28 protein-coding genes and 1 pseudogene are annotated in these 26,056 nt (G+C 28.7%); 4 read left to right on the top strand and 25 right to left on the bottom strand.

Features of this window, described 5'->3' with window-relative positions; genetic code table 11:
- Positions 1-26 precede the first annotated feature (26 nt).
- The 9 genes from KQI42_RS11935 to KQI42_RS11975 form a co-directional block, all read right to left on the bottom strand.
- Complete coding sequence (locus KQI42_RS11935) at positions 27-809, bottom strand: Na-translocating system protein MpsC family protein (protein WP_216520035.1); 783 nt, start codon at positions 807-809, stop codon at positions 27-29.
- Positions 787-2,670 carry an ABC transporter substrate-binding protein gene (locus KQI42_RS11940; RefSeq protein WP_216520037.1) on the bottom strand — a complete coding sequence of 628 codons (1,884 nt, stop codon included), beginning with the start codon at positions 2,668-2,670 and terminating at the stop codon, positions 787-789. Before KQI42_RS11940 ends, KQI42_RS11935 begins: the two co-directional genes overlap by 23 nt.
- A 275-nt stretch (positions 2,671-2,945) precedes the next feature.
- Positions 2,946-3,614, bottom strand: a complete 669-nt coding sequence (locus KQI42_RS11945; protein WP_216520039.1) for an HD domain-containing protein — start codon at positions 3,612-3,614, stop codon at positions 2,946-2,948.
- 37 nt (positions 3,615-3,651) lie between these two features.
- Complete coding sequence (locus tag KQI42_RS11950) at positions 3,652-4,230, bottom strand: hypothetical protein (protein ID WP_216520041.1); 579 nt, start codon at positions 4,228-4,230, stop codon at positions 3,652-3,654.
- A 52-nt stretch (positions 4,231-4,282) separates the two neighbouring features.
- Complete coding sequence (locus KQI42_RS11955; RefSeq protein ID WP_216520043.1) at positions 4,283-4,810, bottom strand: HAD-IIIA family hydrolase; 528 nt, start codon at positions 4,808-4,810, stop codon at positions 4,283-4,285.
- A 38-nt stretch (positions 4,811-4,848) separates the two neighbouring features.
- Positions 4,849-5,430 carry a class I SAM-dependent methyltransferase gene (locus KQI42_RS11960; RefSeq protein WP_216520045.1) on the bottom strand — a complete coding sequence of 194 codons (582 nt, stop codon included), beginning with the start codon at positions 5,428-5,430 and terminating at the stop codon, positions 4,849-4,851.
- Between the two features lie 240 nt (positions 5,431-5,670).
- Positions 5,671-6,486 (bottom strand): GNAT family N-acetyltransferase, encoded by an 816-nt coding sequence (locus KQI42_RS11965; RefSeq protein WP_216520047.1) that lies wholly within the window; start codon positions 6,484-6,486, stop codon positions 5,671-5,673.
- Between the two features lie 256 nt (positions 6,487-6,742).
- Positions 6,743-7,615, bottom strand: a complete 873-nt coding sequence (locus KQI42_RS11970) for an NAD-dependent epimerase/dehydratase family protein (RefSeq protein WP_216520048.1) — start codon at positions 7,613-7,615, stop codon at positions 6,743-6,745.
- A gap of 158 nt (positions 7,616-7,773) precedes the next feature.
- Complete coding sequence (locus tag KQI42_RS11975) at positions 7,774-8,262, bottom strand: DUF3201 domain-containing protein (protein WP_216520049.1); 489 nt, start codon at positions 8,260-8,262, stop codon at positions 7,774-7,776.
- A 341-nt stretch (positions 8,263-8,603) separates the two neighbouring features.
- On the opposite strand from KQI42_RS11975, the gene KQI42_RS11980 reads away from it, so the two are divergent.
- Positions 8,604-9,320: an EcsC family protein gene (locus KQI42_RS11980; protein ID WP_216520050.1), complete on the top strand. Its 717-nt coding sequence runs from the start codon at positions 8,604-8,606 to the stop codon at positions 9,318-9,320.
- 84 nt (positions 9,321-9,404) lie between these two features.
- On the opposite strand, the gene KQI42_RS11985 is transcribed toward KQI42_RS11980, so the two are convergent.
- The 6 genes from KQI42_RS11985 to KQI42_RS12010 all read right to left on the bottom strand — a co-directional run bounded on the left by KQI42_RS11985 (position 9,405) and on the right by KQI42_RS12010 (position 17,003).
- Positions 9,405-10,913: a gluzincin family metallopeptidase gene (locus KQI42_RS11985; protein ID WP_216520051.1), complete on the bottom strand. Its 1,509-nt coding sequence runs from the start codon at positions 10,911-10,913 to the stop codon at positions 9,405-9,407.
- A 20-nt stretch (positions 10,914-10,933) separates the two neighbouring features.
- Positions 10,934-12,151, bottom strand: coding sequence for an aspartate kinase (dapG, locus tag KQI42_RS11990; RefSeq protein ID WP_216520053.1), 1,218 nt, complete (start codon positions 12,149-12,151; stop codon positions 10,934-10,936).
- A gap of 236 nt (positions 12,152-12,387) precedes the next feature.
- Positions 12,388-14,007, bottom strand: a complete 1,620-nt coding sequence (locus KQI42_RS11995; protein WP_216520055.1) for a PucR family transcriptional regulator — start codon at positions 14,005-14,007, stop codon at positions 12,388-12,390.
- Between the two features lie 182 nt (positions 14,008-14,189).
- Positions 14,190-15,569, bottom strand: a complete 1,380-nt coding sequence (locus tag KQI42_RS12000; RefSeq protein ID WP_216520057.1) for an amidohydrolase — start codon at positions 15,567-15,569, stop codon at positions 14,190-14,192.
- A gap of 16 nt (positions 15,570-15,585) precedes the next feature.
- The gene (locus KQI42_RS12005) at positions 15,586-16,374 is read right to left on the bottom strand and encodes a hypothetical protein (RefSeq protein ID WP_216520059.1); all 789 of its coding nucleotides are present in this window, start codon (positions 16,372-16,374) and stop codon (positions 15,586-15,588) included.
- Positions 16,308-17,003 (bottom strand): DUF5058 family protein, encoded by a 696-nt coding sequence (locus KQI42_RS12010; RefSeq protein ID WP_216520061.1) that lies wholly within the window; start codon positions 17,001-17,003, stop codon positions 16,308-16,310. The genes KQI42_RS12005 and KQI42_RS12010 overlap by 67 nt, the downstream gene beginning before the upstream one ends.
- 217 nt (positions 17,004-17,220) lie before the next feature.
- On the opposite strand from KQI42_RS12010, the gene KQI42_RS12015 reads away from it, so the two are divergent.
- Complete coding sequence (locus tag KQI42_RS12015; protein ID WP_343231685.1) at positions 17,221-18,255, top strand: GIY-YIG nuclease family protein; 1,035 nt, start codon at positions 17,221-17,223, stop codon at positions 18,253-18,255.
- A gap of 53 nt (positions 18,256-18,308) precedes the next feature.
- On the opposite strand, the gene KQI42_RS12020 is transcribed toward KQI42_RS12015, so the two are convergent.
- The 10 genes and pseudogenes from KQI42_RS12020 to KQI42_RS12070 form a co-directional block, all read right to left on the bottom strand.
- On the bottom strand, positions 18,309-18,596 hold the full coding sequence (locus tag KQI42_RS12020; RefSeq protein ID WP_216520064.1) for a putative quinol monooxygenase: 288 nt from the start codon (positions 18,594-18,596) through the stop codon (positions 18,309-18,311).
- A gap of 46 nt (positions 18,597-18,642) precedes the next feature.
- On the bottom strand, positions 18,643-19,473 hold the full coding sequence (locus KQI42_RS21685) for a hypothetical protein (RefSeq protein ID WP_216520065.1): 831 nt from the start codon (positions 19,471-19,473) through the stop codon (positions 18,643-18,645).
- Between the two features lie 72 nt (positions 19,474-19,545).
- The gene (locus KQI42_RS12030; RefSeq protein WP_216520066.1) at positions 19,546-20,070 is read right to left on the bottom strand and encodes a hypothetical protein; all 525 of its coding nucleotides are present in this window, start codon (positions 20,068-20,070) and stop codon (positions 19,546-19,548) included.
- A 70-nt stretch (positions 20,071-20,140) separates the two neighbouring features.
- A complete protein-coding gene (locus KQI42_RS12035) occupies positions 20,141-20,755 on the bottom strand; it encodes a CPBP family intramembrane glutamic endopeptidase (RefSeq protein ID WP_216520067.1) in 615 nt (204 codons plus the stop codon).
- 90 nt (positions 20,756-20,845) lie between these two features.
- On the bottom strand, positions 20,846-21,601 hold the full coding sequence (locus KQI42_RS12040; RefSeq protein WP_216520069.1) for an alpha/beta hydrolase: 756 nt from the start codon (positions 21,599-21,601) through the stop codon (positions 20,846-20,848).
- A gap of 67 nt (positions 21,602-21,668) precedes the next feature.
- The gene (locus KQI42_RS12045; RefSeq protein ID WP_216520071.1) at positions 21,669-22,427 is read right to left on the bottom strand and encodes an aminoglycoside adenylyltransferase domain-containing protein; all 759 of its coding nucleotides are present in this window, start codon (positions 22,425-22,427) and stop codon (positions 21,669-21,671) included.
- A gap of 41 nt (positions 22,428-22,468) precedes the next feature.
- Positions 22,469-23,173: pseudogene (locus KQI42_RS20980) on the bottom strand (HAD family hydrolase).
- A 44-nt stretch (positions 23,174-23,217) separates the two neighbouring features.
- Positions 23,218-24,102, bottom strand: coding sequence for a hypothetical protein (locus KQI42_RS12060; RefSeq protein WP_216520077.1), 885 nt, complete (start codon positions 24,100-24,102; stop codon positions 23,218-23,220).
- A 289-nt stretch (positions 24,103-24,391) separates the two neighbouring features.
- The gene (locus KQI42_RS12065) at positions 24,392-24,976 is read right to left on the bottom strand and encodes a DJ-1/PfpI family protein (RefSeq protein ID WP_216520079.1); all 585 of its coding nucleotides are present in this window, start codon (positions 24,974-24,976) and stop codon (positions 24,392-24,394) included.
- A gap of 27 nt (positions 24,977-25,003) precedes the next feature.
- Positions 25,004-25,261 carry an alpha/beta fold hydrolase gene (locus tag KQI42_RS12070; RefSeq protein ID WP_216520081.1) on the bottom strand — a complete coding sequence of 86 codons (258 nt, stop codon included), beginning with the start codon at positions 25,259-25,261 and terminating at the stop codon, positions 25,004-25,006.
- 122 nt (positions 25,262-25,383) lie between these two features.
- Here KQI42_RS12070 and KQI42_RS12075 point away from each other — a divergent pair, with 122 nt between their 5' ends.
- Both KQI42_RS12075 and KQI42_RS21820 read left to right on the top strand, forming a co-directional pair.
- Positions 25,384-25,656, top strand: coding sequence for a transposase (locus KQI42_RS12075; RefSeq protein ID WP_216520083.1), 273 nt, complete (start codon positions 25,384-25,386; stop codon positions 25,654-25,656).
- Between the two features lie 53 nt (positions 25,657-25,709).
- A partial coding sequence (locus KQI42_RS21820; protein WP_216520085.1) for an IS3 family transposase occupies positions 25,710-26,056 on the top strand: 347 nt, incomplete at its 3' end.

Genomic DNA, 26,056 nt, shown 5'->3' on the forward strand with positions numbered 1-26,056 from the left:
ATAACATATTATCTAGAAAAATGAAACTAATTAAAAGAAGATTTTAAAATATCTAAATTTTTCAGCGAGCTACTATTTACTTCTACTAAATCTATTTCAGTATTTATAACTTCTTTAATTAAAGTTTCTAATATGCTTTTATTTACATTGTAAAATAATGTTCTATTGTAATCTACTATACTATAATTTTTCATATCAGAGATAATATTGGCCTCCATAATTGATAATACTTCTTCTGCTTTAATAATTATCTCATTTCCTTGGAGAAATACATGTATGTTTTTGGGTCCTTTTCCAGTATAAGTTTTTAAAAAATATGCTACCTTTCTACCAATATCCTTTTCTAATTCTACTTTTTTATCTCTATCTAAAATTATATCTTCATTTATTATTAATCCATTGTATTTATTTTTTAATATGTTAGAGGATAATTCCTCCATGGTAAATATTAATTGATTTGTATCTATAGGTTTTATTATATATTTAACTATTCCTATATCAACAGCTTTTAAAATAGTACTACTATCAGATAGAGCCGAAATAATTATAACTGGTCCTTCATATCCATCCTTTTTCGCTATTTTAATCATCTCTAGCCCATTCATATTAGGCATTTTTAAATCTGTTATGATAATGTCTACTTTATTCCTTTGTAAAATATCTAATCCTTCCATTCCACTAGTAGCTGTCAATAATTTACCTACTCTTCTTTTTAAAAATCTTTCAAGTTCTACTTTAGTAAAATCATCATCCTCTACTAATAATACTCTAATATTATTTAAAAGGTTATGGTTTCTCGTACTCTGCATCTTCTAACCTCCCTTTAGGAACTACCAATTTCATAGAAACACCGTCTTTAATATTAGACCATTGGATGAATCCATTCATGTTATTTATAATAGTTTTTGCCATATATAATCCTAACCCAGTACCATCTGAATTATTTTTTGTAGTAAAGTATGCATCAAATATGTTTTCTTTTATTTCATTACTAATTCCGCCAGCATTATCTATAATTTCACAAACTGCCCTATGATTTTCATCATATATTAGAATTTTTATTATTTTCTCCTCTCTTTTAATAGAAACCAATGCGTCTATAGAATTGTTTAAAATATTGTATATTACTTGAGAATACTGATTTTTATATCCATATGCTGTTAATGAATCAATTTCATCTACTATTAGTGTTATATTGTTAAACCTTATATTTTCTTCTAAAATACTTAGTGCTAACTTTACACTATCTAATATGTAGAAGTTTTCTTTTTTATTCTTTGGATTCAAATAATACCTAAAGTCATCAATAGTATTTGACATCTGCTTTATCAATAAGTGTCCTCTTCCTATAGAGGAATGAAGATATTCACTATCTAATTCTCCATAGTTATAAGAATCTTGTAAATTAGATAAGATTAGATTTAAATTGTTCAACGGTTGTCTCCACTGATGTGCTATATTACCTATCATTTCACCCATAGCAGCAAGTCTAGCTTGATATAAGATTAATGCTTCTTTTCTCTTATTTTCTTCTAATTCTTTTTTTAGTTCTTTATTTTTGTTAAAAAGATTTATTACAAAAAATATAATGGTTCCTAACAATATAATTATTAGTATTTTAATAATTCTTTTTATAAAGATTTTACTTCTATTAAGTAAAATCTTTTCATAATTGAATACAAACTCATCCATGTTAATAGGCTTATCTACTAATTCTAGCTTTTTCAAATTGTTATACATCTTTTCCCATCTATATACATTTATGTTACCAAGATTAACTATAGGATATAGGGTAAGTTCTCTTATTTGTTCAGCTTGAAATCTATTATAATCCATAAAGTCTTTTTCACTTTTAAGTTCTGGATTAGAAAATTCTTTTTCCATTCTTTCAATTATCTCATGTGGATTCTCTAATGCATACTCCCATCCTTTCATACTTGCTCTTCTAAATCTTTCTACCAACTCGGGATCTTTGAGTACAAAGTCCCTTGTTGTAAATAATGTATCTCCATAAAAATCTATACCATAATCTATAGGCTTTATAGATTTTAAATTGTTTCCTTCTTTTCTAGCATAAAACTCAATTATTCCCCCTAAATATCCTGGTATAACATCATATTTATCATTAATAATATCTTCTGATTTAAATTTTTCATTTTCATCACCTATAGGTAAAATACTAGGATCTATCCCTTCATTTATAAGCATAGCTTGGAGTTCAATATCAAGAAGATCATTTTTTCTCCGCCCTACTTTTAATTTTGTTATGTCGACTGGAGATAAAAATGGAATATTTTCATCTATAAAAAATGTTATGGCACTTCTTTGCAAAACTGAAGAAATAATACATAGACCCTTTTTTTCATCTTCTGCCAATAAAATATCTGTAGAACCTATTCCAAAATCAGCTCTTCCCTCTAAAACTTCTTCAGTTGCATTTAATACTTGGTTATCCTTTGTACAACCAGGTCTGATTTCTACTTCTATATTTTCATCTGCATAGTAACCCATCCAGTCTGCTGCATAATATCCAGCAAATTGAAATTGATGATTCCACCTTAGTTGGAGTACTACTTTATCTTGAGTTTCACAGTGTGTTTTTCTCGGATTCCATATTATAAACATGAGTATTATAAATGAAAAAAGCAAAGATATTTTGTTTTTTCTCACTATTGGCAACCTCCAAACAACGTATTGTATGAAATTTTCTGCCATAAGTATTGAATTCTATAAATATTTATTAATTCCTTTATATATTTTCCACAAATTATTTATATTTTGATAATTACTCAAGACTTATTTTTAGGTTATGCTAAAAGAAATAAAAAAACAAAGGCCCTTAAACTCACATAAATAGATATGATTTTATCCTAAATATTTTGAGTAAGAACCTCCTATATAATTATTTAAGTTACAATAGATCTAACTTTTTCTTTATAATAGATTCATTCAATGCCTTCTATTTCTAATTCTAGTTTTTTAAAAAACAGATCCATAAATGCTAACCTATCTTTACCAATTTCTTTTGCCTTTTTAGTATATAACTTTTCAGGGATTTTCTTAAATTTAAGTTCATATTCAATAAATGGTGAGTGCTTTGATACATCTTTTAATCTTCCATTTTCACTTGTATTATTTATTATGTAGTCATTGCTCAAATTGTTTTGTGATAAACTTTGACCGAATTGTCCTGATATCATAAATGTACGAGCAATTCCAATAGAGCCTATTACATCTAGTTTATCAGCATCAAAAAGTATTTTAGCTTCTATTGTTCTAGGCTCATTTCCACTTCTATATCTATGTGTAATAATACAATGCTTAATTTTTTCAATTTCTTCTTCATTATAATCTAAATTTCTCAATATATCCTCAGCCATTTCAGCACCTAAAATTGCATGGTCTGTTTTTCCGCTTTTATCTTGACTTTCAATAACCCGTCCAATATCATGTAATAATGCTGCCGGAATTAAAATGTCTAAATCTACATGCTCTTCATATTTGGCTAAAAATATACACATATTATGTACTCTCATGACGTGATCTAAATTATGTGCAGAACAAGATAATTCTTTGCCTACGATTTCTTTTATTTTGTTAATTCTTGCTTTCATATTCTTTGCTCCCCTTTTTTGATGCTAGTAAGTATTTTTAGAAATCAATATATTTATCTTCTTTTAAACCTTGTAATATCCTTTCTAATAAATGAGGATGAAATAACTTTACGCTTTCTAAGATTCTATCTCCAAATCTCCTTGTCCATATAATACCTCTCATTACTAAATCCTCATCATCACTCGGTATCCCATCAATTTTTTCTGGATAATATTTTATTATCAACTTTTCTTGCTTTTCTAGGTTAATTAAAAATTCTTTTGCATCTTCTATCTTTATTTCATCTATTATTTGCACTGGAACTGGACATACAACTTCTTCATTCCAACTTGTTTTACCATCTAAAAAATTATCTTGTGATAAGACATAGATAGAACCTTGTATACCGTCATATCTTAGATCAAAAGCACCTTTAAATCTCTCACAAATATAGACTTTCCCTGTTTCTTCTTCTCTTCCAACACTACAAGTGAAATCCCCACCATAACTATTAAGAAATACTGCTGACATTACTAAATCTTTTGTTCCATAAACCCATTCTACTCCATGAGTACTTTTTTGAGGAATAAGTTTTTTTAATTCTTGCTCTTTTGAACTATGATACACTTTTCCCAATTTCATCTCTCCATTTATCAGTATACTTAGTTGTTCTTACTTTCATTGGTATCTACTTAAGTTCCTTTATCCATCTTACTGCATCCTCTAAATCTCTTGCAATATAATTTGCTTCTATACTTTCCCATTTGTATCTATATTGATTAAGTGCTTCTTTTCCTGCTCCAGTTAAAACCAATATATTTAGACAACCTGCATTATATCCAGCCAAAATATCAGACCATCTATCACCAATTACTATACATTTTGTTAGATCTAAGTCATTCTCTTCGGCTGCTCTATATAACATCTCTGGACTAGGTTTTCTACATTTACATCCTTCAGTATGCTGATGAGGACAAATATAAGCACCATCAAATCCAAAGTTAATCATTTCATTGATGAAGTCTTCTTCCATTACATCTCCACGTGATATTCCTGGTTGATTTGTAAATCCATATAACTTAACACCTAATTCCTTTAATGCTTTTATGGATTTATCAGAAAATGAAAATAACTGAAAAACACCAGGATATGATACTTCATTTGATCCACCGATAGTTCCATCTCTATCGATAAAAACGGCTTGTATCTTGGACATTTTTATCATCCCCCTAAGTAAATGTTTCTTTAAATAAACTAATTCTTTGACTTCTTGACCTTGGCATATGTACTATCTTTCTTTATAGACATAAATACAAAATAATCATCTATCTTCCAAACTTGTGCACCACCAAAGATAGATTTAAATTTATTCCGATACCATAAATCTCTTTTAAGAACCATGTACATTCTTCCACCAATACACAACCTATTAAATCCTTTTTCAATAAACTCTTTTGCCACTGAAAAGTCTGTATGGTATGGTGGATTTGATAATATTAAAGTAAAGTCTTTCTCATCTACGTTTTTAAATCCATCACTTTCATAAATTGTAATATCGCCTACATCATTTAATTTGGCATTTTCTTTAGATAGGTGAATGGCTAATCTATCCTTATCAGTCATGACTACATTATGAGGACCTAATATTTTTGCAGCCAATATACCAACAACCCCATATCCACAGCCTAAATCTAAAACTTTGTCCCCATCTTGAAAATCAACTAATGAAAGCATTGCCAAAGTGCCTTTATCAATTCTCCTAGGTGAGAAAACTCCTTCTTCAGTTTTAAATATTAACTCTATCCCTTTTATAGTTTCGTTAATCATATAACTCATAACTATTTCCTCTTCCCTATGTTTTTTAATATTCTCTAACTTATCTTTTCTAATATTTCAATTTCATATTTATATACCTTTTCAAAGTAATAACATGCATCGAATAAAAACCGTATTTTCTCTAATATCTATTTTTAGTGCTACTTCCTCAGCCTTAATCCAACATTAATAATGTAAAATTATAATATGTTTCTAGACTTTATATATTCTCCTCATAAAGTAAGACTCTTGCCTATTTTCTTAAAGTCCAAAGCTAATTTGGTTCACCCTTCCACATTCTATGAATCCCACATTTTTATAAGCTTTATTTGAAGCAGGATTTGATAAATCAGTATAAAGCATTGGTATTCTATTCTCTCTATATATAATTTTGCTTATCTCACTAACCAATGCACTCGCATATCCCTTTTTACGCTGTGATAACGGCGTATATACTTCATTTATTCTTCCATGTCTAGGAGAGCGATGAGCTATATTAGCCATTGATACAATTTTATTTCCAACTTTCCACACATAAAAATTATCACTTAATATATATTCCCTTGCTATTTCAATTTGCTTATCTATAGTTGTATTTATATTGAAACAATCTTCTATAAATCCTACAAGAAATTCAGCTATGATACCTATATCTTCTAGAGACGGCTTATTTATTGAGCCGTTAATATTTCTTGGAGAAATTATAACAGGACAACAATATGATTCCATGCATATAGATGTTTTCCAGTTTACACCTCTACGTTTAGCATAATTATTGGCTATAAATTCAGCTATTTGAGGCTTTGCAACAAAAGTTAATTTAGTTCTATCACAAAATAAATTATAGAAATCATCTGCTAATTCCTCATATTCATTTTCTTCTATACTTTTATCAGTCCATATCCATACAGGATACTTAGGTGAAGATTGTGCCATAATAATTTTACCGTTTTCACTTTTCATCATTAGAGGATTATCATCATCCCTAATACGATGCATTAAGTTAAATGTAACTTCGTCTTTAATAAATGGCTCAATATCAAAAATATTTGAAGATTTATCAAATGTTATCATCATAGTTACTTCCCCTTTTGTATGAACAATCTAATTTATTTATATATTATAGATCTTATAATTTTTTATTCTGAGAAACTAAAAGTAAGTATGAGCTGAAACTAAGTGTGCTGGACAAGTATTCTGTTTTTCAATTTTATATGTATACTCCAGCCAAAAGTAAACCAGAACTATTCTTTTGTTATCTTAATAACACTTTCCTAAATTAGAAATCATTCCAAACAAGTTATTTTTACACATATTATACATATCACCCTTACTATAGCTGTTGCATCAAATGAACCAATATTTTTTCAGTTTCTTCACGAACATCTTTAAATTGGAAACCTAAACTTTTAGCTTTTTTATTATCTAGAGTATATCTATAAAAACCGTTAAATGCTCCTACTTTTCCTATATCACTTGCTGCTGCAATCCACCTTTTATTTAATTTTTCTTCGCATATTCTTATAATTTCTTTTATTTGTATAGTACCATCACTGCATGCATTTATTGGACCTCTAAAATCTTTGGTGCTTATCCAATGTAAAAATTCTCCTGCTTCCTCCGAAGAAATAAAAGACATTTGACTTTCAAGATTATCTATAAAAATATCTTTTTTATTATAGATATTCTCTGCATATGAAAATAATCTTCCAGTATAATCTTCTTCCCCAATTACAATTGGAAAACGTACAGCTACTACCGGAAATGTTGCTTTCTGAAAAAATACTGCCTCTGCCAGTCTTTTTCCTTCACCATAATCAAACTCTTCTCTTTCTCCATATTTAATTTCATAATTATAGGGATTAAAATCCTCTTCTTTCAAATTAAGTCCTTCATCATAAACGGATAGTGTAGATGTAAAAATGTACTTACCTACATTACCTTTAAAAATATCACATACATTTATTGCTCCATTAGGGCTATAGCATATATTATCATAAACAACATCAAACTTCTTATTACTAAAAGCCTTTTCTAAATCCTCTCTATTTTCTCTATCTACTATTATTCTCTTTACTTTGTCTTCAAAGTTATCTTTTGTAATTCCTCTTGTTGCAATAGTTACGTCGTATCCTTCATCAACAAGAACTTTTACTAGTTTTTTGCCAAAAAATCTTGTCCCTCCAAAAACCAAAACTTCTTTCATTATATTAGTCCTCCTTCTTCAAAAAATACTTTCTATCCAATGATTCATTTTATGAATCCATCCACTTGTAAGAAAGTTTTATTAATTACTTATTTCTAGACTTCAATGTCAAATACTTTTGAAAAATATTCTTTATCTTTGTTTAATTTAAATTATATTCATAGATTTAATAATTTACATGCATCAAAAAATATTTCCTTTATACTATGACTTTTCATATTGTCTAAATATATTGCAATACCTACTGTCTCTTCATCCGAAATATCTATGTTATGAGATATATCTGAAACAGATTTACCTTCAGTATAAAAATCAATAAGGCAATTATTTCCCCCATATATTTCAACTTTATATCTACTTATTAAATTTTCAATATCAACTTTGTTAAATTCCACTTTATCAATAAAAAACTCAAACCATATACCATTAATATTAAAACCTATATCTCCTATTCCTTCTATAGCAACTACTGGTATTGGGTATTTCTGATATTCATATCTTCCATTTATCTTTATGTAATGTCCATTAAACAAACCATAGTTTACTTGCAGATTCGATTCATTTTTAATGGATTCAAAAACATCTTCCCCTAACGAATATATATAGTTTAACTTATTATGAATAGAGTTAGTAATATTACTTTCCATATAAGTATCCTCCATAATTTATTTCCCCTACTCTAATATTCATTTTAATCTTTCTCATAAAACCATAATACTACCTATTCCACATTTTCCATCAAATTCCTTCCTAGATACTAAATATTCTTATTTTTATAACATATTTAATTAATAAGGCAATAGCTCATTGTATTATAAATGTCTTTATGCCTAAATCATAATGCTTACTTAATGGATAAATTATATATTCACTAATGCTTTTAACTCCTCCAAGTAATAGCTATTTCTTACATTATTTCAATAGGTCTGGTGTATAATATAAATTGTATAGACTGAACTTATTAAAAATAATTTAGGTTGGTGATTGAATGATTTCTTATGATGACAGAGCTCTGCATGAATTAAATAAGTGGAAAAAATTGATGAGAAAAAAGCCTTCTATAATAGAAAAAGCTTCAAAAGGAATTCAGCATAAGTTTAATAACATGCTACCTGACGGATATCATGAAATTGTAACTTCAGCTATTAAAAATCTTACTAAGGCAGTTTTATATGGGTCTAAGTATATTACCAAAGCTCCTATTAAAAATTTATCCCTTAAAGAAAGAGAAATGTTGGTCGAAGAGAAAACTAAACTCTATAAAACTACTGCAATTATAGAAGGTGCTGCAACTGGTGCCGGTGGAATAGTTTTGGGACTTACTGATTTACCTTTACTGTTAAGTATTAAAATCAAGTTTCTTTATGACGTTGCTAGTATATATGGATTTGATGTTAATGATTATAAGGAAAGACTTTATATACTTAATATATTCCAGATTGCATTTTCAAGTAAAAGTAATGTAAATAAGGTCTTTAAAAAAATGGAAAATTGGCAAGAATACAGTAACTCTCTTCCAGATGATATTAATAGTTTTGATTGGAGAAATTTTCAACAAGAATATAGGGATTATATTGATTTGGCAAAGCTTTTACAGATGCTACCTGGAATAGGTGCTTTTGTTGGTTCCTATGTTAACAATAAGCTTATGAAAAAATTAAGTGAAACTGCTATTGGAGCTTATAGAATGAGAATATTTGATTAATTCTTAAACAAATTATATAAAAATCATATTGAAAAAAGGAGAAAACAAAATAAATTGCTTTCCCCTGAATAAGTCTATATTATTTTATTCTAAATACCATTTAAGTGAAAACTCTTCTCCACTTATTCTTTTAAACAACTCTTCATATTTATATAATCCTGAAACTTTAATTACATCACTAATTAAAAATTCTCCAAATTCCATTGGCTTTTCTGATATAGATTTAATACCATGTTTTTGGCAGAATACTTTCCTTAACATTTCACAGGTTACGTCTCCCATGAAATAATTGTGCATATAGATTGGATGAGTTGTATAATGAATCCTATATGCAAAAGGTGGCTCTTCTTCAAAAGGTTTATCTCCAAATAGATCTTTATATAGATTAAAGTAAAGATCATAAATATCATCTAAGGATTTTATATCATTTCTATATAATTCATGATCAAAGAAAATGTTTCCTATAAATCGTAAATAATTTAACTTCTTAAACTCTCCAATCTCTTTAAATTCTTTTTCTACTGAATTATCAAAGAAATTTTTATAAAACATTTCATCGTATAAAAATCCACCAAATAAGTTAGCTATACCTTCTGATATTATTCCACTTACTCCATCATTTAAAAGAATTTCTTCCGGGTCAAGTAAGAAGGAATGGATTCCATGACCTGTTTCATGAAGTAACACTCCATATTCGTGATATTTGTTCTTCACATTAGCAAGAATTCTTGAATCTACTCCATTTTGTATAGGAAAATTGTATCCCCATTCAGATTTATTCTTCCTTGAAAATATATCATAGGTAATATTAAATTTATCTAAATCTACTCCAAATTTTAAGAAAAATTTTCTTAAAACTTCATAATAATTAGACATGTAGACTGTAGAATTTTGTGCTGGGGCAATTTTAGCCAGTATATAATCTTCATCCCAAGGCATCATTTCATCACAGTTTAAAAATCTTTCTGCATACTCTTTTCTTTTATTATTTAATTTATCTATATGTAACTTTAATTCATCTTTCCATCCATCAAATATAGTTGGACTAAGTTCATTTAATTTTAATTTATGTTCTACAAAGTCCTTATCTCCGTAGAGTAAAGCATACTCTTTTCTTAAATTAATTAAATCTATAAATCCTGCATCTATTAATGATTTGTTTATTTGATTTCTTGCAAAATAAGCTTTCTTTCTTAGCTCCCTATTTTCTTCATTAGATAATATTTGAGTTAATTCTACACTAGATACTTCTTTTCCGTCTAGTTTGAATCTAAAGGTATTAAGAACCATAGATAGTTCATTAGTTTTCTTCTTAATCTTTAGATTAAGTTCATTTAATTCATTACTTAAGTGATAAGGTTTTATATAATTATAGGCTATTTCTGCTCTTCTTTTATTTATTGGGTCTAAACTCTTTTCTTTATATTCTAATACTAATTCATAGTTCTTTTTATCCTGCATAAATTCATTTACTTTCTTATGAGCTTCCTCTATTCCAAAATCATAACCTACAGTATATTGTACCCATGCTAATTTACTTAAATTGGTCTGAATTTTATCTAATTCTCTAGACATATTAAGTAATCTTTCCATTTTAATCCCCCTAACCTTTTTTATTTTCCTAACTCAAACTTCCTATGAAGTGAATTTACAGCTTTATTTGTAAATTCACTATTTATTAAACAAGAAATAGTTGTATGAGAGTCTGAGGACTGCAATATTTCTATTCCTTCTTCCCTAAGTGCTGCCACTGTTTTTGCCATGATCCCAGGAACCCCCTTCATCCTATTCCCGATTATTGTTACTTTAGTACAATTATTTTTCATTTCAAAGTCATATTTTAGATCTTTAAAAATCCCTTCTAGTTTTACGGATTTATTATCATCAATTATAAATAATGTATAAGTTGGAAAAATATTTATCATATCAATACTTATATCTTCTTTTGCAATGATATCAAAAAATTTATCATACTTTTCACCTTGGATTGCTTCTGAAAACTTTATTTTTACTTGAGTTCTATTGCTTATTTGAGCAACAGAAGTAATGATTTTATTAGCATCTCGAATATATCCTCTTCTATTATCATAACTGGAAATTAATGTACCTGGATAATCTGAAGCTGTATTTTTTATTTCTAGAGGTATATTACTTCTCATGGCTATTTCCACTGCTCTTGGATTAATTACCTTAGCACCATACTCGGCCATTTGAAATACTTCGTCATAAAGAATAGCATCCATGACTTTAGCATCCTTAACTATTTTTGGATCGGCTGTCATTATCCCATCTACATCTGTATATATTTCTATTGTTTCAGCATGTAATGCCGCTCCCATTATAGAAGCAGTAATATCGCTCCCACCTCTTCCTAAAGTAGTTACATCCCCAAGTTCAGTAGCTCCTTGAAAACCTGCTACAATGGGTATAACCCCTTTTTCAAGACAATTTATAATATTTTTAGGATCTACTCTAAGAATTCTAGCATCGTTATAGTTATCATCAGTAACTATACCTGCTTGACCTCCAGTAAAAACTGCACATCTGTAACCCCTTTTCTTTATTGTATTTGCTAGCATTACACATGAAATTATTTCACCACAAGACATAAGTAAATCTAATTCCCTTGGCTCTGGATCTATTCCTGATGATTTTACAAATTCTATCAAAGTATCTGTAGCATAAGGGTCTCCTTTTCTACCAATTGCTGATACTACAACTACAGTATTCAAATCCTTTTCTATTGCAGATTCAATCTTATTAATTACTGAGTTTCTTCTTTCTTCGCTTATTACTGAAGTTCCACCAAACTTTTGAATAATTATTTTCATTGTTATCCTCTCCACTTATAGAATATCGAATTGCTTTTCCATTTATTTCAATATATATTTAATCACGTTTTATTATATTCTGTATTATTGTTATATTGTTATTTTAAAGGATGTTATAAAATGATTATTGATATTATGTGAATATCAATAATATTGATTATTTTTTAATTATATCTATTAGGATTATTTAACTTATCCCATATAGAGATTTGAGCTTGTCCTTTTATTTTATTTATTTACTTAAACAATTTAAGTAAAATCTCTAAGTTCAATCTGTTCATAGGATTTTCTAAATCAAAGTTTATCATATGATTTATATCATCTATTCTTTTTCTTACAGTATTTATATGAATAAATAGTTTTTTTGCAGTAAGGCTATAGTTCATATTACATTCAAGATAGGTCTCTAAAGTTTCTACTAATTCTTTATTCTCATCTTTTTCTAATAAACCTTTTATATCCTTTAACATTATTTCTAACTCGTCTTCTTTAATATCCATCCAAGCGAAAACTCCAAGTTCTGAATAAGAGAGATAAGTCTCTTTTGGATACAAAAGCCTACCAATACGTATAGTTTGTTCACATCTGGAATGATTCTTCTTCATTTCATTTATTGTATCAGCTATGTCTGAAATACCAAATACAAGTTTTATATCCTTTATTTTTGTTTCTAATCTTTTCTGTAAATCCTTTGATATTTCTTTTATAAGTTCCAAATTTTTTCTATTTGAAATTCTATCATCTATTGGAAAAAGAAACATACAGCTATTTTCATCTACTATAGCCATCCTACCTTCTATCTGACTAATACTACTATTCACAGCATTCTTAAGCTCATCTTTGTAGCTTGATATGTGTATCTCATCGTTTATTTGTTTCATCAAAAGTAAATAATAGCTTAAATTTATATCCACACCTATGTCCATTGCTCTTCTAGCTAGTATTTCATTATCCCATAAACTTCCTGTTATAACCTCTGTCATTAATTTTTCAAAACCCACATCTCCAATACTCTGAGCTACTAGTATTTGTTCATATAAAGACTGTAGTAATAAAAAGCCTATGCGTAATGCAAATTGGTCAAAGTAATCTATCAGACCTGTGGCTTCAACTACTACAAAATAAGCTTCTATCTTATCTCCAACTGTAATTGGAACAGTAATCCAACTATAGGGTTTATCATACTTATCATAATAGTACCTATATCTAATCATCTTTAAATTATCACACAATATCTCTTTTGTAAAATTGAATGAAGGATTCCAAAACTCTTCTATTTGTAAACCATCTGATAATTCTACAAATGCAGGAGAACTATAATATGCCTTTTTACTTGATAAATCATAAAGCATTGCTGGAAAATTCATTTCCTTCTCTATCTGTGATAATATTTTGTTAATCTTTCTTACTTGATAAGATAAATCAGAAAAGCTATTTGGATTTATATTACCTATGTTAAATTGCCTAATGTTTTTATTCATTACAGGTACATTAAGTTGATTCATAAAATCCATCCATGAAGGTTCTGGTGGAATAATTATAAGAGGTATATCGTTTTCATTGAAAGCTGCTAAAATATGATCTGGGATTCTTTTTAAATATCTTTCTTTTATACCCATCCCTGATATTTTCATAAATTTATCAGTTTGCACATAATACTCAAATAATCCTGGATCTTGTTGAAATATATAACCAGATGATATAACCAATTCTTTTCCTTTTGTCCAATTAAATCCATCAGGGGCATCAAGTATGGCTACACCTTGTATCTGTTTGTCTAATCCTCCATAACCTGCAATTATATTACATCCTTTGAAAAATTCTGCACTTAATATTTCTCTCATGGTTAGACCCATAGAATCACCTGCTTTAGTATAATACTTATATTATAACATAAAAATTTATATGGATAAAACTATACCAACTATAAATACAAAAGAGATTTTTCACTTTATTCAGAATAACCTTATCATCATTATCCTAAATTCAGCGAAGAATCTCTTCTCTTAAATTTATTTCCTTTAATTTTCCAATTCCATTAATCTAATGGACTTACATATTTCCTTTTTTCCGTTCTTTTTTCAAATTCTGCTTTTGCTTCTTCGACTATACTAGGATTATTTAGTAAATCATACATTATACCTGAAAAAACTTTTGCTGCATAAGCCATTCCTTTAATCCCCATAGATGAACCTGATGATGAAGTTGCTTGCCAAGAATGAGCTGGTACCCCTAATGGCCAAGTAGCTGTAGCAAATAGATTCATTGGCATTATCCAAGACACATCTCCACTGTCTGAAGAACCTGAAACTGATACCAAATTAGATTTATCTTTTTCTAACACATCTTCGTAAATATATGCTATTTCGTTACCATCTGAAGAAATGAATTTCTTAATTTCACCTTCCACCATATTTGGGTCTAAACTTTCTTGAATTGCCTTTGCAAAAGAATATTCATCTTCAGTATATTTCGGAACACCTATTTCTACCATATTCTTATGTGTAAGGTCAAATAGCACTTTATTTGGTAACATTTCATAGCATCCACTGATTATCTCATAATCAACTGTTGTTTCCGTCATCATTGCAGCTCCCTTTGCAACCTTCAATAGTCTTTCAGTTATCTCCTCTACATCTTTTCTATAAGGTGCTCTAACAAAATACCAAGATTCAGCTTCTTTTGGAACAATATTTGGTGCTCCACCTGCATTTGTGATAGTGTAATGTATACGAGCTTTATCTATTATATGTTCTCTTAGATAGTTTGCACCTACATTCATTAGCTCCACTGCATCTAAAGCAGATCTACCCGATTCTGGAGATTGAGCTGCATGAGCTGATATACCATGAAATCTAAATTTAATAGCATTATTTGATAAAAATGCATTTTCTAATGCTACATTTATATTCATCGGATGCCAACTAAGTGCTAAATCACAGCCATCAAAAGCTCCCGCCTTAACCATCTTTACTTTCCCTACTAAAGTTTCTTCTTCAGGACAGCCAAAAAATCTTATTGTACCACTAGTTTTTGTTTCCTCTAAATATTTTTTAACTGCAAGTGCAGCCTCTAAAGCTGCTCCACCTAATAAATTATGTCCGCATCCATGTCCTGGACCATTTATTTCTACAGGATTAAACTTTGTATCTAAGGATTGAGATAAGCCTGGTAGGGCATCATATTCTGCTAGTACTGCTATAACAGGAGAGCCTTTACCATACTCAGCTATAAAAGCATGTTCTTGTCCACCTATTTCTTTGATTTCAAAACCATTGGACTTTAGCTTTTCTCTAAATAAATTAGCCGATTTTTTCTCTTCTCCTGAAACTTCTGGATTATTCCAAACTTCTAGAGTTAATTCTTTTACTTCATCGTTTATATCATCTAGATATTTTAATAAATCGTGTTTTTTCATTAGATAACATCCCCTTTTATAATATTTTCTTTTTATATAAAGTTGTAGCTATGGCTATAGTACCAAATACTGCTCCTAGAGTAACTATATATGTGGGTCTGCCTGGCAAGAAGTTAAATACTCCAATGTTCAATGCAAACGCTAAAGCTAGTGCTATGCCTAATGCTATCGGAGCTAGTTTTAATTTCATCAAAGCAAATTGTACAAATATAGCACCAAACAATGAAGGTAATAAATAATTGAATGCATCTAATACGTTTTGAGGTAATTTTGATAATATTGCAGACCCTGCAAATACTCCTAATATTAATATCACTATGTTTACTATAACTGATATTGCCATTCCTAGTGTTGATATTATAGTACCTTCTTTGGTTCCAGGCTCAACTCCTGCTACTTTTTGAGATACTGCCGCACTCGGTACCCTTAGATTTGATATATTTCCAGTCAGAAAAGCCATATATGTTCCCGCAACACCTACTATCGGAAAATAGGATATAGGCTCTATTATCCAATTGATACTTGCTGCAGATGCTATAGCTATAAAACCAGTTATTATTGCATTAGCTGGTGGAACTATTTTAAATATTACTGCCAATACCAATGCTGGTCCAAAGGATAATAATACTCCTAGCCAATTTGTTATCTTGCCCCATTTAATTATATATGGTAAATATATTCCATCAAATACATCTTTGCCCTTTTCCATTACAGCTTCCTCCTTTGTTCTAATTAGTTTTATAGTATAACCGCTAGAATCATTCCACCAAATAAAGCTATTGTCATTCCCCATTCTTTTAGCCATTTTATATTTTTCTTATCAGCTAATGGAGATAGTATTAACATTATAAGTCCACCAGCTATTGCTGCTATAGTATTTTTATTCATAGCAAGTAAATGTCCTGATACTAATGAACCAAAAGATCCTAACATTGCTGCTATTGATATAATTTTTATAAGTCCATTATCTCCCTTGGAGAATTTTGTTTGTACCTTATCCATTTTATCAGCAGTTAGTGTGGCAAAAATTATCCAACCTACGGAGCCTAGAATCATTGTCCAGATTGCATTTGCAAAAGCTATATTAGTCATGGGATCTATCCCCATCTTTACTCCCACTGCTTCCGCTCCAAAACCTACTGCCATTAGTTCAAACATTACTGAGCCAATAAAAGATAGTCTCATCCATGCCATTGGTCCACCCACTGTAACTAAAAGTGATAAGAGTCCAGTTAAAATTATTAAAGATGGTCCTAAAGACATAATAAAACTACTCTTCATTGCACTTTTCATCTGTACTTCTGTAAGTCCAATTTCCTTTCCTGTTTCATAAGACTTTTTAGCAAATATAAATGCCTGAAAGAGTACCAATGATATTGCTAGTCCTGCTGCTATCCACATGGGTATGCTGTTTGCAATTTGTAAATAATCCACGTTTATTCCTCCTTAGATTTGTCTTTGATATAATATTATCATTCAAATATAGGCTAAACCAATGTAAAAACTTATATAATTTTATCGAAATATTGAAAATCTTTTCATTTATAATAAAACAATCTAAAATAAATAGTCCCATATTATTTAAAATAATTGACAGAAGTTGTCTAATATGAAAAAATAATTATACTAATTATAATATTGTATTAAGTTGGTGATAAAATTGAGTATACCTAAGCACTTAACAGATAAAGTTAAGTCTATACCTGAAAAACCGGGGATATATCAAATGAAGGATTCAGATGGAAATATAATATATATAGGTAAAAGTAAATGTCTAAATAAAAGAGTAAGGTCTTATTTCTATAATAATCACCAGTGGAATAAAATAAAAAGAATGGTTTTCAATATATATGATATTGATTTTATAGTAACTGATACACATTTAGAAGCACAGATACTTGAATGTGCTTTGATTAAAAAGATTAAACCTACCTATAATAGTCAGTTTAAAAATGATAAAAAATATGCTTATTTAAAAATAGAGGATTACAATAAGTTTAGATCTCTATCTGTTACACAAGAGAGAGAAACTAAATATTGCTTTGGTCCTTATAGAAGTAAAAATACTTTACTAGATTTAGTAGATTCTTTTAAAAACATATATCCAATAAAAAAACATGGAAACTCATATGAATTTACTTATCATCCTCTACCATTAACTATGGAAAAAAATATTTTTGAAGAAAATAGGGAATGTCTAATAGAGTTATTTTCTGAAAAAGAATATATGATAAAATTTTTATTACAAATAGAAAGCAAAATGAAAGAAGTTTCCCTACTATTACAATTTGAGAAAGCTTCATTTTATAAAGATACATTAACTATTTTAAAATATTTATCTAGTATAAATAAGTCTGATTCTTTAAAGGGCAGGAAAATCTTAGTGGGAGAGAAAATAGATAGTGGATACAAACTTTTTTATATTTCAGATGAAAATTTAGTTTTAAAAAGGAAATATCCTACAATTACTATACAAGATATAGAAGAGTTTTTAGATCAAGGTAGAACAGTAGAAGAACGCATAACTTCTTATAAAAATGAAAAAAGTAATTTAGATTTTAAACATATAATTAGTACAGAAATTATGTCTAAATCCTCAAAATCAGTTGAGTTCGTTGGAGAAAATTTTAATCCAGAGTTATTCTTAAACCAATTACTAAACTGTTGCACATCTTCTTATATATAATCTCTTAATATCTACAATAAGTTTTCTACTTTTGCAACTCTTTACCTTATAAATTAATCTATTATCTTATATAAATTGACTTCTGAATTTTTTTCTCTTAACTCCTCTAACTTAGGAACTATGGTTGTAAAATGTGGTGAAGCATTATGAATCTTAATTGCTTCTTCATCTTTCCATTCTTCTATGAAAGCTAAACAATTAGGGCTGTTTATATCTTCATAAAGATCATAGGATATACAACCTTTTTCCTTTCTACTCTCTGTTATAAGCTCTTCAGCTAAGCTTAAAAATTCTTCTTTCTTACCAGACTTTATTACGCTTCTTGCAACTATTTTTATCATAATATCCCTTCCTTTCAAAATTATTTAATACTTTCTAACTTTAATACTAGATTTTTTGACATCTTTCACAATAATAAATACTTCCACCTAAATAATTCTCTTTAATTATAATACCTCCACAGTCAGGACAACAAGACCCTATATAATTTTTACTCATAATAGTTTTATAATCTCCATTTATACCAAAAAAATCTTTTTCAGTGTTTCTCCCACCCTGACTTGTCATGTCGGAGAGAACAATTTTTATGCTTTTAAATAGTCCATACTTACTTTTATCTGTTAGTGTATGCATTTTTTGCTTTGGATTTATTTTTGCCTTCCATAATATATCTTGTAGAACACCATTTCCAAGTCCAGGAATCCTTTGCTCTGTTGCAAGAAAAGCCTTGACACTTAATTTCTTAAATTTTTCTTGAGATGTCAATATTTCAAAATATGTTTCATTAAATTCTTCTGTCAGTGGTGATGGTTTTTCTTTTGCTATTTTATAATAAATATTATTAAAATCATCCTCTTCATCAAAGCACCAGATTCCTCCATACATCTGTACAGATACACTTACTGCAGAGCGATTGTCTAATTCTAATAAAAGTTGATGCTTGATTGGTTGTTTTTCTCCTTGTTTATGATATCTAGGAGCTGCTCCATCACCTATTAGTATCTTTGAAGAATTAACTTTAATTTCTATCATACCAGCATATGCAGTTGCTTCATCAATAGTTTTACCTTCAAGTAATTCCTTGTATCTTTTTGGCTCTTTATAAAACCATGTAAATTTATGAGGGGTATGTGCAGCAACTACATTAACTATTTTATTACCTTTAATAGTATTAGTTATCTGATCTGCAATTACTACTGCCTCGGGAATTTCTATCACTGTGATTCCTCCCTTTAATATGTTGTATATGATTATACACCCTATAGTAAAAATTATTATTTTTATTGCTCACTATTTCAGATTTACCCTTGATGAAATCCATTTATCTCCTCCTTCAAAAGAATTATGAATTATAAGTTCTTTTTCCGATAACCATTGAATTTCATATTCTTTATTCTCAAAAGGTTTATAGCCATCATCTGCTCTTACATTGTTTTTTACTTTCTCCTTAAATATTACATACCTTTTTTGAAACACATTGATATTAGTATTGAGTAAAAAAGAGTTTTCTGTAACTACTAATGTTGTTGTCATATTAGGAGACTTAAATTTATATTCTTTTGTCCCTAAATTTGATATTATATAAAAAGTACTATTTAATATGAAAATAATTGAAATAACTACTATTATTCTTTTATTATTAATATTTGAAAAAGTATAAACAGTAAAACATAAAATTAAAATCATTATATTTAATATTATTGGTGTATATATTCCCATAAGGTATATTCCATTAAATGAAACTCCTAAAAGTATTACTTTTATACTTATAAGAATATATAAAATCGTAGATGATAGGTTATATAATTTAGTCATATGATTTCTCCCAAAATTAAGATACTTTAGTAAAATTCATTTCCCGAACCATTTAATGTTTCTTAAAAATCTAACGGATTGCCTTTGATGTAAATGACATAACATTCATTATGCCATGTAATAATATACTAGGTACCAGACTTCCATCTGCCCTTTTTTCATTTAACCAAAATTGTAGATAACCTACTATTCCAGACGTTATTATAAGCGTTACCCCTACAACATATTTTTTGTAAACAATAATAAATGGTAACCCATGTGGCAAGCCAAATAGTAAAGCTTGAATAACATTGCCTACTAAATATCCAAACTTATTGGCAATCCTCTTACCAATAAGACCTCTAAAAAGTATCTCTTCTGATAGGGATGTTTGAATTAATGCTTTTAATAATATTATAATTATTATATTCACACTAATCCCTTGTCCGCTTATAGTTTTATCATAAAGCATTTCACTAGTAATATATCCTAAGTATTGAAATAAGATAAGTGGACCAACCATTATGAGTAAAGATACTACTAGAACTAAAATACTACTTTTAATCCAGCTTCTATTTTTCGGTAGATATAACCCAATCCAATTGAAAAAATTAGTATCTTTTCTGTAAAACATGAAATAAAAGACCCACGATAATATAAGTACAAAAGAAAGCTGTATTATTGCTGACATTAAAACATCATTCATATACATTCTCCTTTAACTTTATTATTTTTTTGCTGAGCTATATTTAAACATTATATTATAGATGCCTTAACTTTAGAAACCTTTCTGTTATCAACCTAAATACTTTCCAAACCAATCAACAGCCAATTTAATCACTATATGAAAATGTTCAAGGAAACTATGATTTGCTCCATCAATAATTTCTAATTTTGAATCACTTGAAAGCAAAGTCATTGCCATTTTAGATCTTTCACAAAGCAAAATTTCTTCCTCATCATTATTACCGTGGATTATCAAAACTGGGCATGTAACATTTCTTAAAAGTTCTTTTTGATTAATCAGTTCGAAATCCATTAAAATCTGCTTATCAACTATAATTTCCTTTCTCACTTCTTCAGGTGTAGATTCCGTTATATATCCTTTTTTCATCAACTCTTCCATTTGCTCTTTTGTAAAGAATTCATACCAATTATATTGCATGGAATCAGTTAAAGCACCAGATAATACCATAGTTACAATTTCAGAAGTATAACACTTTAAGCAAATAAGAGTGCCAAGACTATGCCCATATAAAGCTATTTTTTTATAACCTTTTGATTTAGCAAATGAAATGGCAGACTTTAAGTCATCTACCTCTTTCTCAACAGTTAGACTATCATCATCACTTTCTCCACAACCACTAAAATCAAAAGCTAAAGCATTATAACCCAATCTATTAAAGGCTATAGCAAGTCTCTCAAACCTTCCCTTTGAGTATTTACTAGACGTAAACCCATGGCACATAATGATTATTGATTTAGAAACGGATGAATATAAGTTTCCGACTAATGTTAAATTTCTTGAATTTTTAAATGTAACTCTTTCCATTCCTAGTTCCTCCTTATACTTAACCTCTGATAAATTCCTCCAACTTGCTTTTCTCATTTCATTTAATTTATATTAACTTTTCTATTTCATTTATCATGTAATTGGCAAAATCTAATAGTAACTGATTTTCCAACTCTAAGTTAGCAATCTCTCCATTATATTTAGAAAGACATTGATTAACCAGTTCTATATATTTGGAAGGGAGTACTCTTACTGCCCATTGACCACCTTCTCTTTTTGAAGATATATTATCTTCCTTTAAAAAGAAAAGAAATCTACATAGATTTAATACATAATATTCAGTATTATCAGTTATACCTTTAGATGCACCTTCTATATCAAATTTAATTGAGTGAATAAATATTTGTCTATCTATAGGCTTAAAGACTTCTTTTATGGGTTTACCATATAGTCTAATTCCTCTGTTATAGGTAACAGCAAAATGAGCAGCTAAATCTTCATCTTCAAATCCACCACACAGATAATTCTCATCTCTCTTATATTTTTCTCTATGGAAAGCAGAATAATGGAATTCAAATGGGGTAGGATAAACAAAATTTATTAAAAATGATTCCAAAACAATACTTAATTCAATTCCGCTTTTATTTGGTAGACTTTCTTCAATTTTTAGAAGTTTTCCTGCAATTCTTTTATATGTCTCATTTGATTCCTTTTTTTTGCAAATAATTAATAGATCTATATCACTTTGCATTGGATTAAAGCATCCCATAGCCATTGAACCATGTAAATACACTCCTACCAAGTTATCTTGCATTTCTTCTATAAACAGGTTTACAATACTATCTAGATAAATTTGTTCTCTCAATTGAATCCCACCTTATTCTTCTCAATAAGATATATCATTTTTTAACCATCAACATCAAGGTCGTTCTCTAAAAAAGATAATAACTCCTCGAAGCCATCACAAACAAAGTCTGCTGTTGATTCAATCCTTGACCTATTCCCATGACAAATCCTTACTGCAAATAAACCAGCATTCTTTGCTCCTTCTATGTCATATTCTTCTGAGTCTCCAATATATAAACAAGAAGATGGCTCTATCTTGTACTTATCAACCAAATAAAGAAATGCTTCTTTTGAAGGTTTATATACTCCAATATCTGAACATACTACAATATCATTGAAATATTTTTATATTCCCGTACTTTTAATTCTTCTCCTTTGTTCCTCAGAATCATAAGCATTAGTCAATATACCTAATCTAACTTTACCATGTAAATATCTTATTACTTCCTCAGCTAAAGGAAAACAGGCTGTCGATTCCATGTAATGTTTCAAATAAGACTCTAAATATTGTTCGTCCCATTCTATAGAATAATATTGCAAAGTATTATATAAACGATATTTATGCATATTCGAAGGTATCTCTTTTCCATCCTTAACCTGTTTATGAAATTCATTAATCTTTTCTACAGAAACTTCAATGAATTCATTAGTATTCATTTTAGTTGGTAATAATTCCATAACTGATTTTAAACCAATGATATCAGATCTTATATAATCTACTAATGTATTATCAAAGTCGAATAATACAGCTTTAATATCATTCAATCCAATAGCTCCTTTATAGTAGTAATTAATGTTGATGCTTTTTTCTATAAAATGCTGTTTATCCAGATATAGCAGTTTTTAAGTTCTTCATCTGATATTAAATTTGATCTGTGTTCAAATAATATTTTACAGGATTTATTTTCTCTTTTTATGATTCTAAGGTATTTTTCAATATCTGCCCAACCTTCTTCTGGAATTAAATTTGGTAGTACTGGAAAATGACTATTCTCTAAACTGTCAGTGACTTTGACATTCCATAAATGAATAACTTCTGCATACTTTGCAAATCTTAAAGTGAATCCAAATGAATCAAAATTTTTATCTAATTTATCTTGAGCATGCAGTCTACCTATATCTAGACATAATTTGACCTGGGGATACTGTTCTAATAAAGTTTTAAGTAAGTCAGTATCATATACATATTTATTTAATATATCTAATTCTAACACTGGTATAAAGTTATTTCTGATACTAATGTCCGTCAGCCATTTGAATAATTCTATACTACTCTCTAGGAAATTTTCATATGAATAATCATTTTCAAAATAGTACTCAGTATCATCAGCAAAGCTCCAATTTGTCCAATCAACAGATTTATCTAACAATACTGGTTTCGGATAATGAAATAAAATATATTTTGGTTTAACTTCTTTTAAAAAATTTATCTCATTTTCCATATACTTGTAGGAACTTTTTCTAATATCATTATCTTTTGATAGGAACTGTGGATCTCTTAGTCTCCACCCTTTAGTTCTTAATGGAAAATGAACTCCTATATTAAATTTTTCATTATTAGCCATGTCAGTTAACTTCTTTATATCCCTATCTTCTAGCAAACATGCTTCAACTCCAAAAAAATTAGGTCTAAAATCTCTTATGTGCTTATCATGATCGTAACGTCCAAATTGACCTATCATAAACCTTTCCATTCCATTTCCCCCTTTTGTGTTGGCTAGTACCTTAAATATAAGCTCTAAATAATTTGATATGTTAAATTTATCTCCTTTGATGAAGTATACTAAAATTTCATATAACTTCTACGCAACTGTATTTTTCAATTAGGAGCTTGTATAAAATTTAATTTTTCTCCATTTTATACTGTTCATCATATTAATTATTTATTTAATTTAACATATGGTATTCCTAATACTGTGGGAAAATATATTTACTTTAGAAAGCTTCTTTCAAATCTATCTCAATACTTCTAAAATATAGACTCTACATCCATCCATATTCCATCACATCAACAGTTTTTAATACAGCTTCTTTTCCTAAAAGTTTTTCTACAACATATAGAGACATATCTATACCTGCTGAAATGCCTCCAGACAATATTATTTTTCCATTATCAACATATCTGTCTTTCACTATCTTTGTTTTTGGGGCGATTTCCCTTAATAAATCTAAGGATGAATGATGTGTCGTTGCAACCATATCTTCTAACAAGCCACATTTTGCAATTATTAATGCTCCCGTACATACTGTAAGTAATAATTCTAAGTTAGAATAATTAAGTTTTATCCAATCTAAAATGGCTTTGTTATTCATCTCTTTCCGAGAACCTTGTCCACCTGGAACTATCAATACATCAAGTTTGGGACAATTATAAATTGTATATTTCGGATTTATACTTAAATTATTTCTTGCATATACAGATCCTTCTTTTTCAGCTACTGTAAAAACATTAAACGGATTATTAGGATTCGTTTCATTCGTAACTGAAAATACTTCAAATGGTCCACAGAAATCCATTACTTCAACATCATCAAATAATAGAATTCCAACATTTCTCGTTTCTTGCATCACTTTACCACCTCTTATATTAAACTATTACTTTAGAATATTTAAAATTACCCTACAAAATTCTTCAGGATTATCAAACATTGGATAATGTCCAGAGTTTTCTATAAGTACAAAACTCTTCTTTGGAGCTTTTAAGTTCTCTAAAAAACTTTCTTCCATCATAAATGGTGTAATCCAATCAGAATCACCAAATATAAAATGTACTGGTACCTCATATTCATACGCCAAATTTGTTAAATCGAACGTCTCTCCTAAATATGACATTAAAGGTTCCTGTAATTTCACACTATATTTCAAGAAAAACAAATTGTCCCTCAAACTATACTCAGGAGACATGATGTTAGTATAATATTGTAGACACAAAAATCCGAACACTATAAAATATAGTTAAGGAAGGAAGTGTCTAAATGCCAAAAGGTAATAAAAGATATACAGAAGAATTTAAAAATACTATTGTAGAGCTTCACAATGCAGGTAAAACTCTAGGTGAATTAAGCAGTGAATATGGCCTATCTAAATCAACAATAGCAGGTTGGATAAAGAAAAGTCAACCTATAACAATAGAGAAAGATAAAATAGTTACTCAGGCAGATTACCAAGCCATGCTTAAGAGAATGGCTAAATTAGAGGAAGAAAATGAAATATTAAAAAAAGCTATGGCCATATTTGCAAAGAAGTAACTTCAATATATAAATTCATTACTGATAATAAAGAAAATCATGATATAAAGCTAATGTGTGAGGTTCTAAAAGTCTCTAGAAGCTCGTATTACAAATATCTTCATAAAAAACAAAGCAATCGAAGCATTGAAAACAAATCTCTAGAAGAAAAAATTCTAAGTATCTATAGAAAGAGCAAGAATCGCTATGGGGCACCTAAGATTCATAAAAAATTGAAAGAGGATAACATAATTATAAGTCTGAAAAGAACTCAGAGACTAATGAATAGACTAGGTATAAAATCAATTGTATGTAAAAAATTCAGACCAATTTCTTCAAAGAATAAAGTAGAAAGCAGAGAAAATATAATAAATAGAGATTTCTCTACCAGTAATATTAACCAAAAATGGGTAACTGATAT

The organism is Tissierella simiarum (assembly GCF_018917865.1).
In the GTDB taxonomy this organism is placed as follows: Bacteria; Bacillota; Clostridia; order Tissierellales; family Tissierellaceae; genus Tissierella_C; species Tissierella_C simiarum.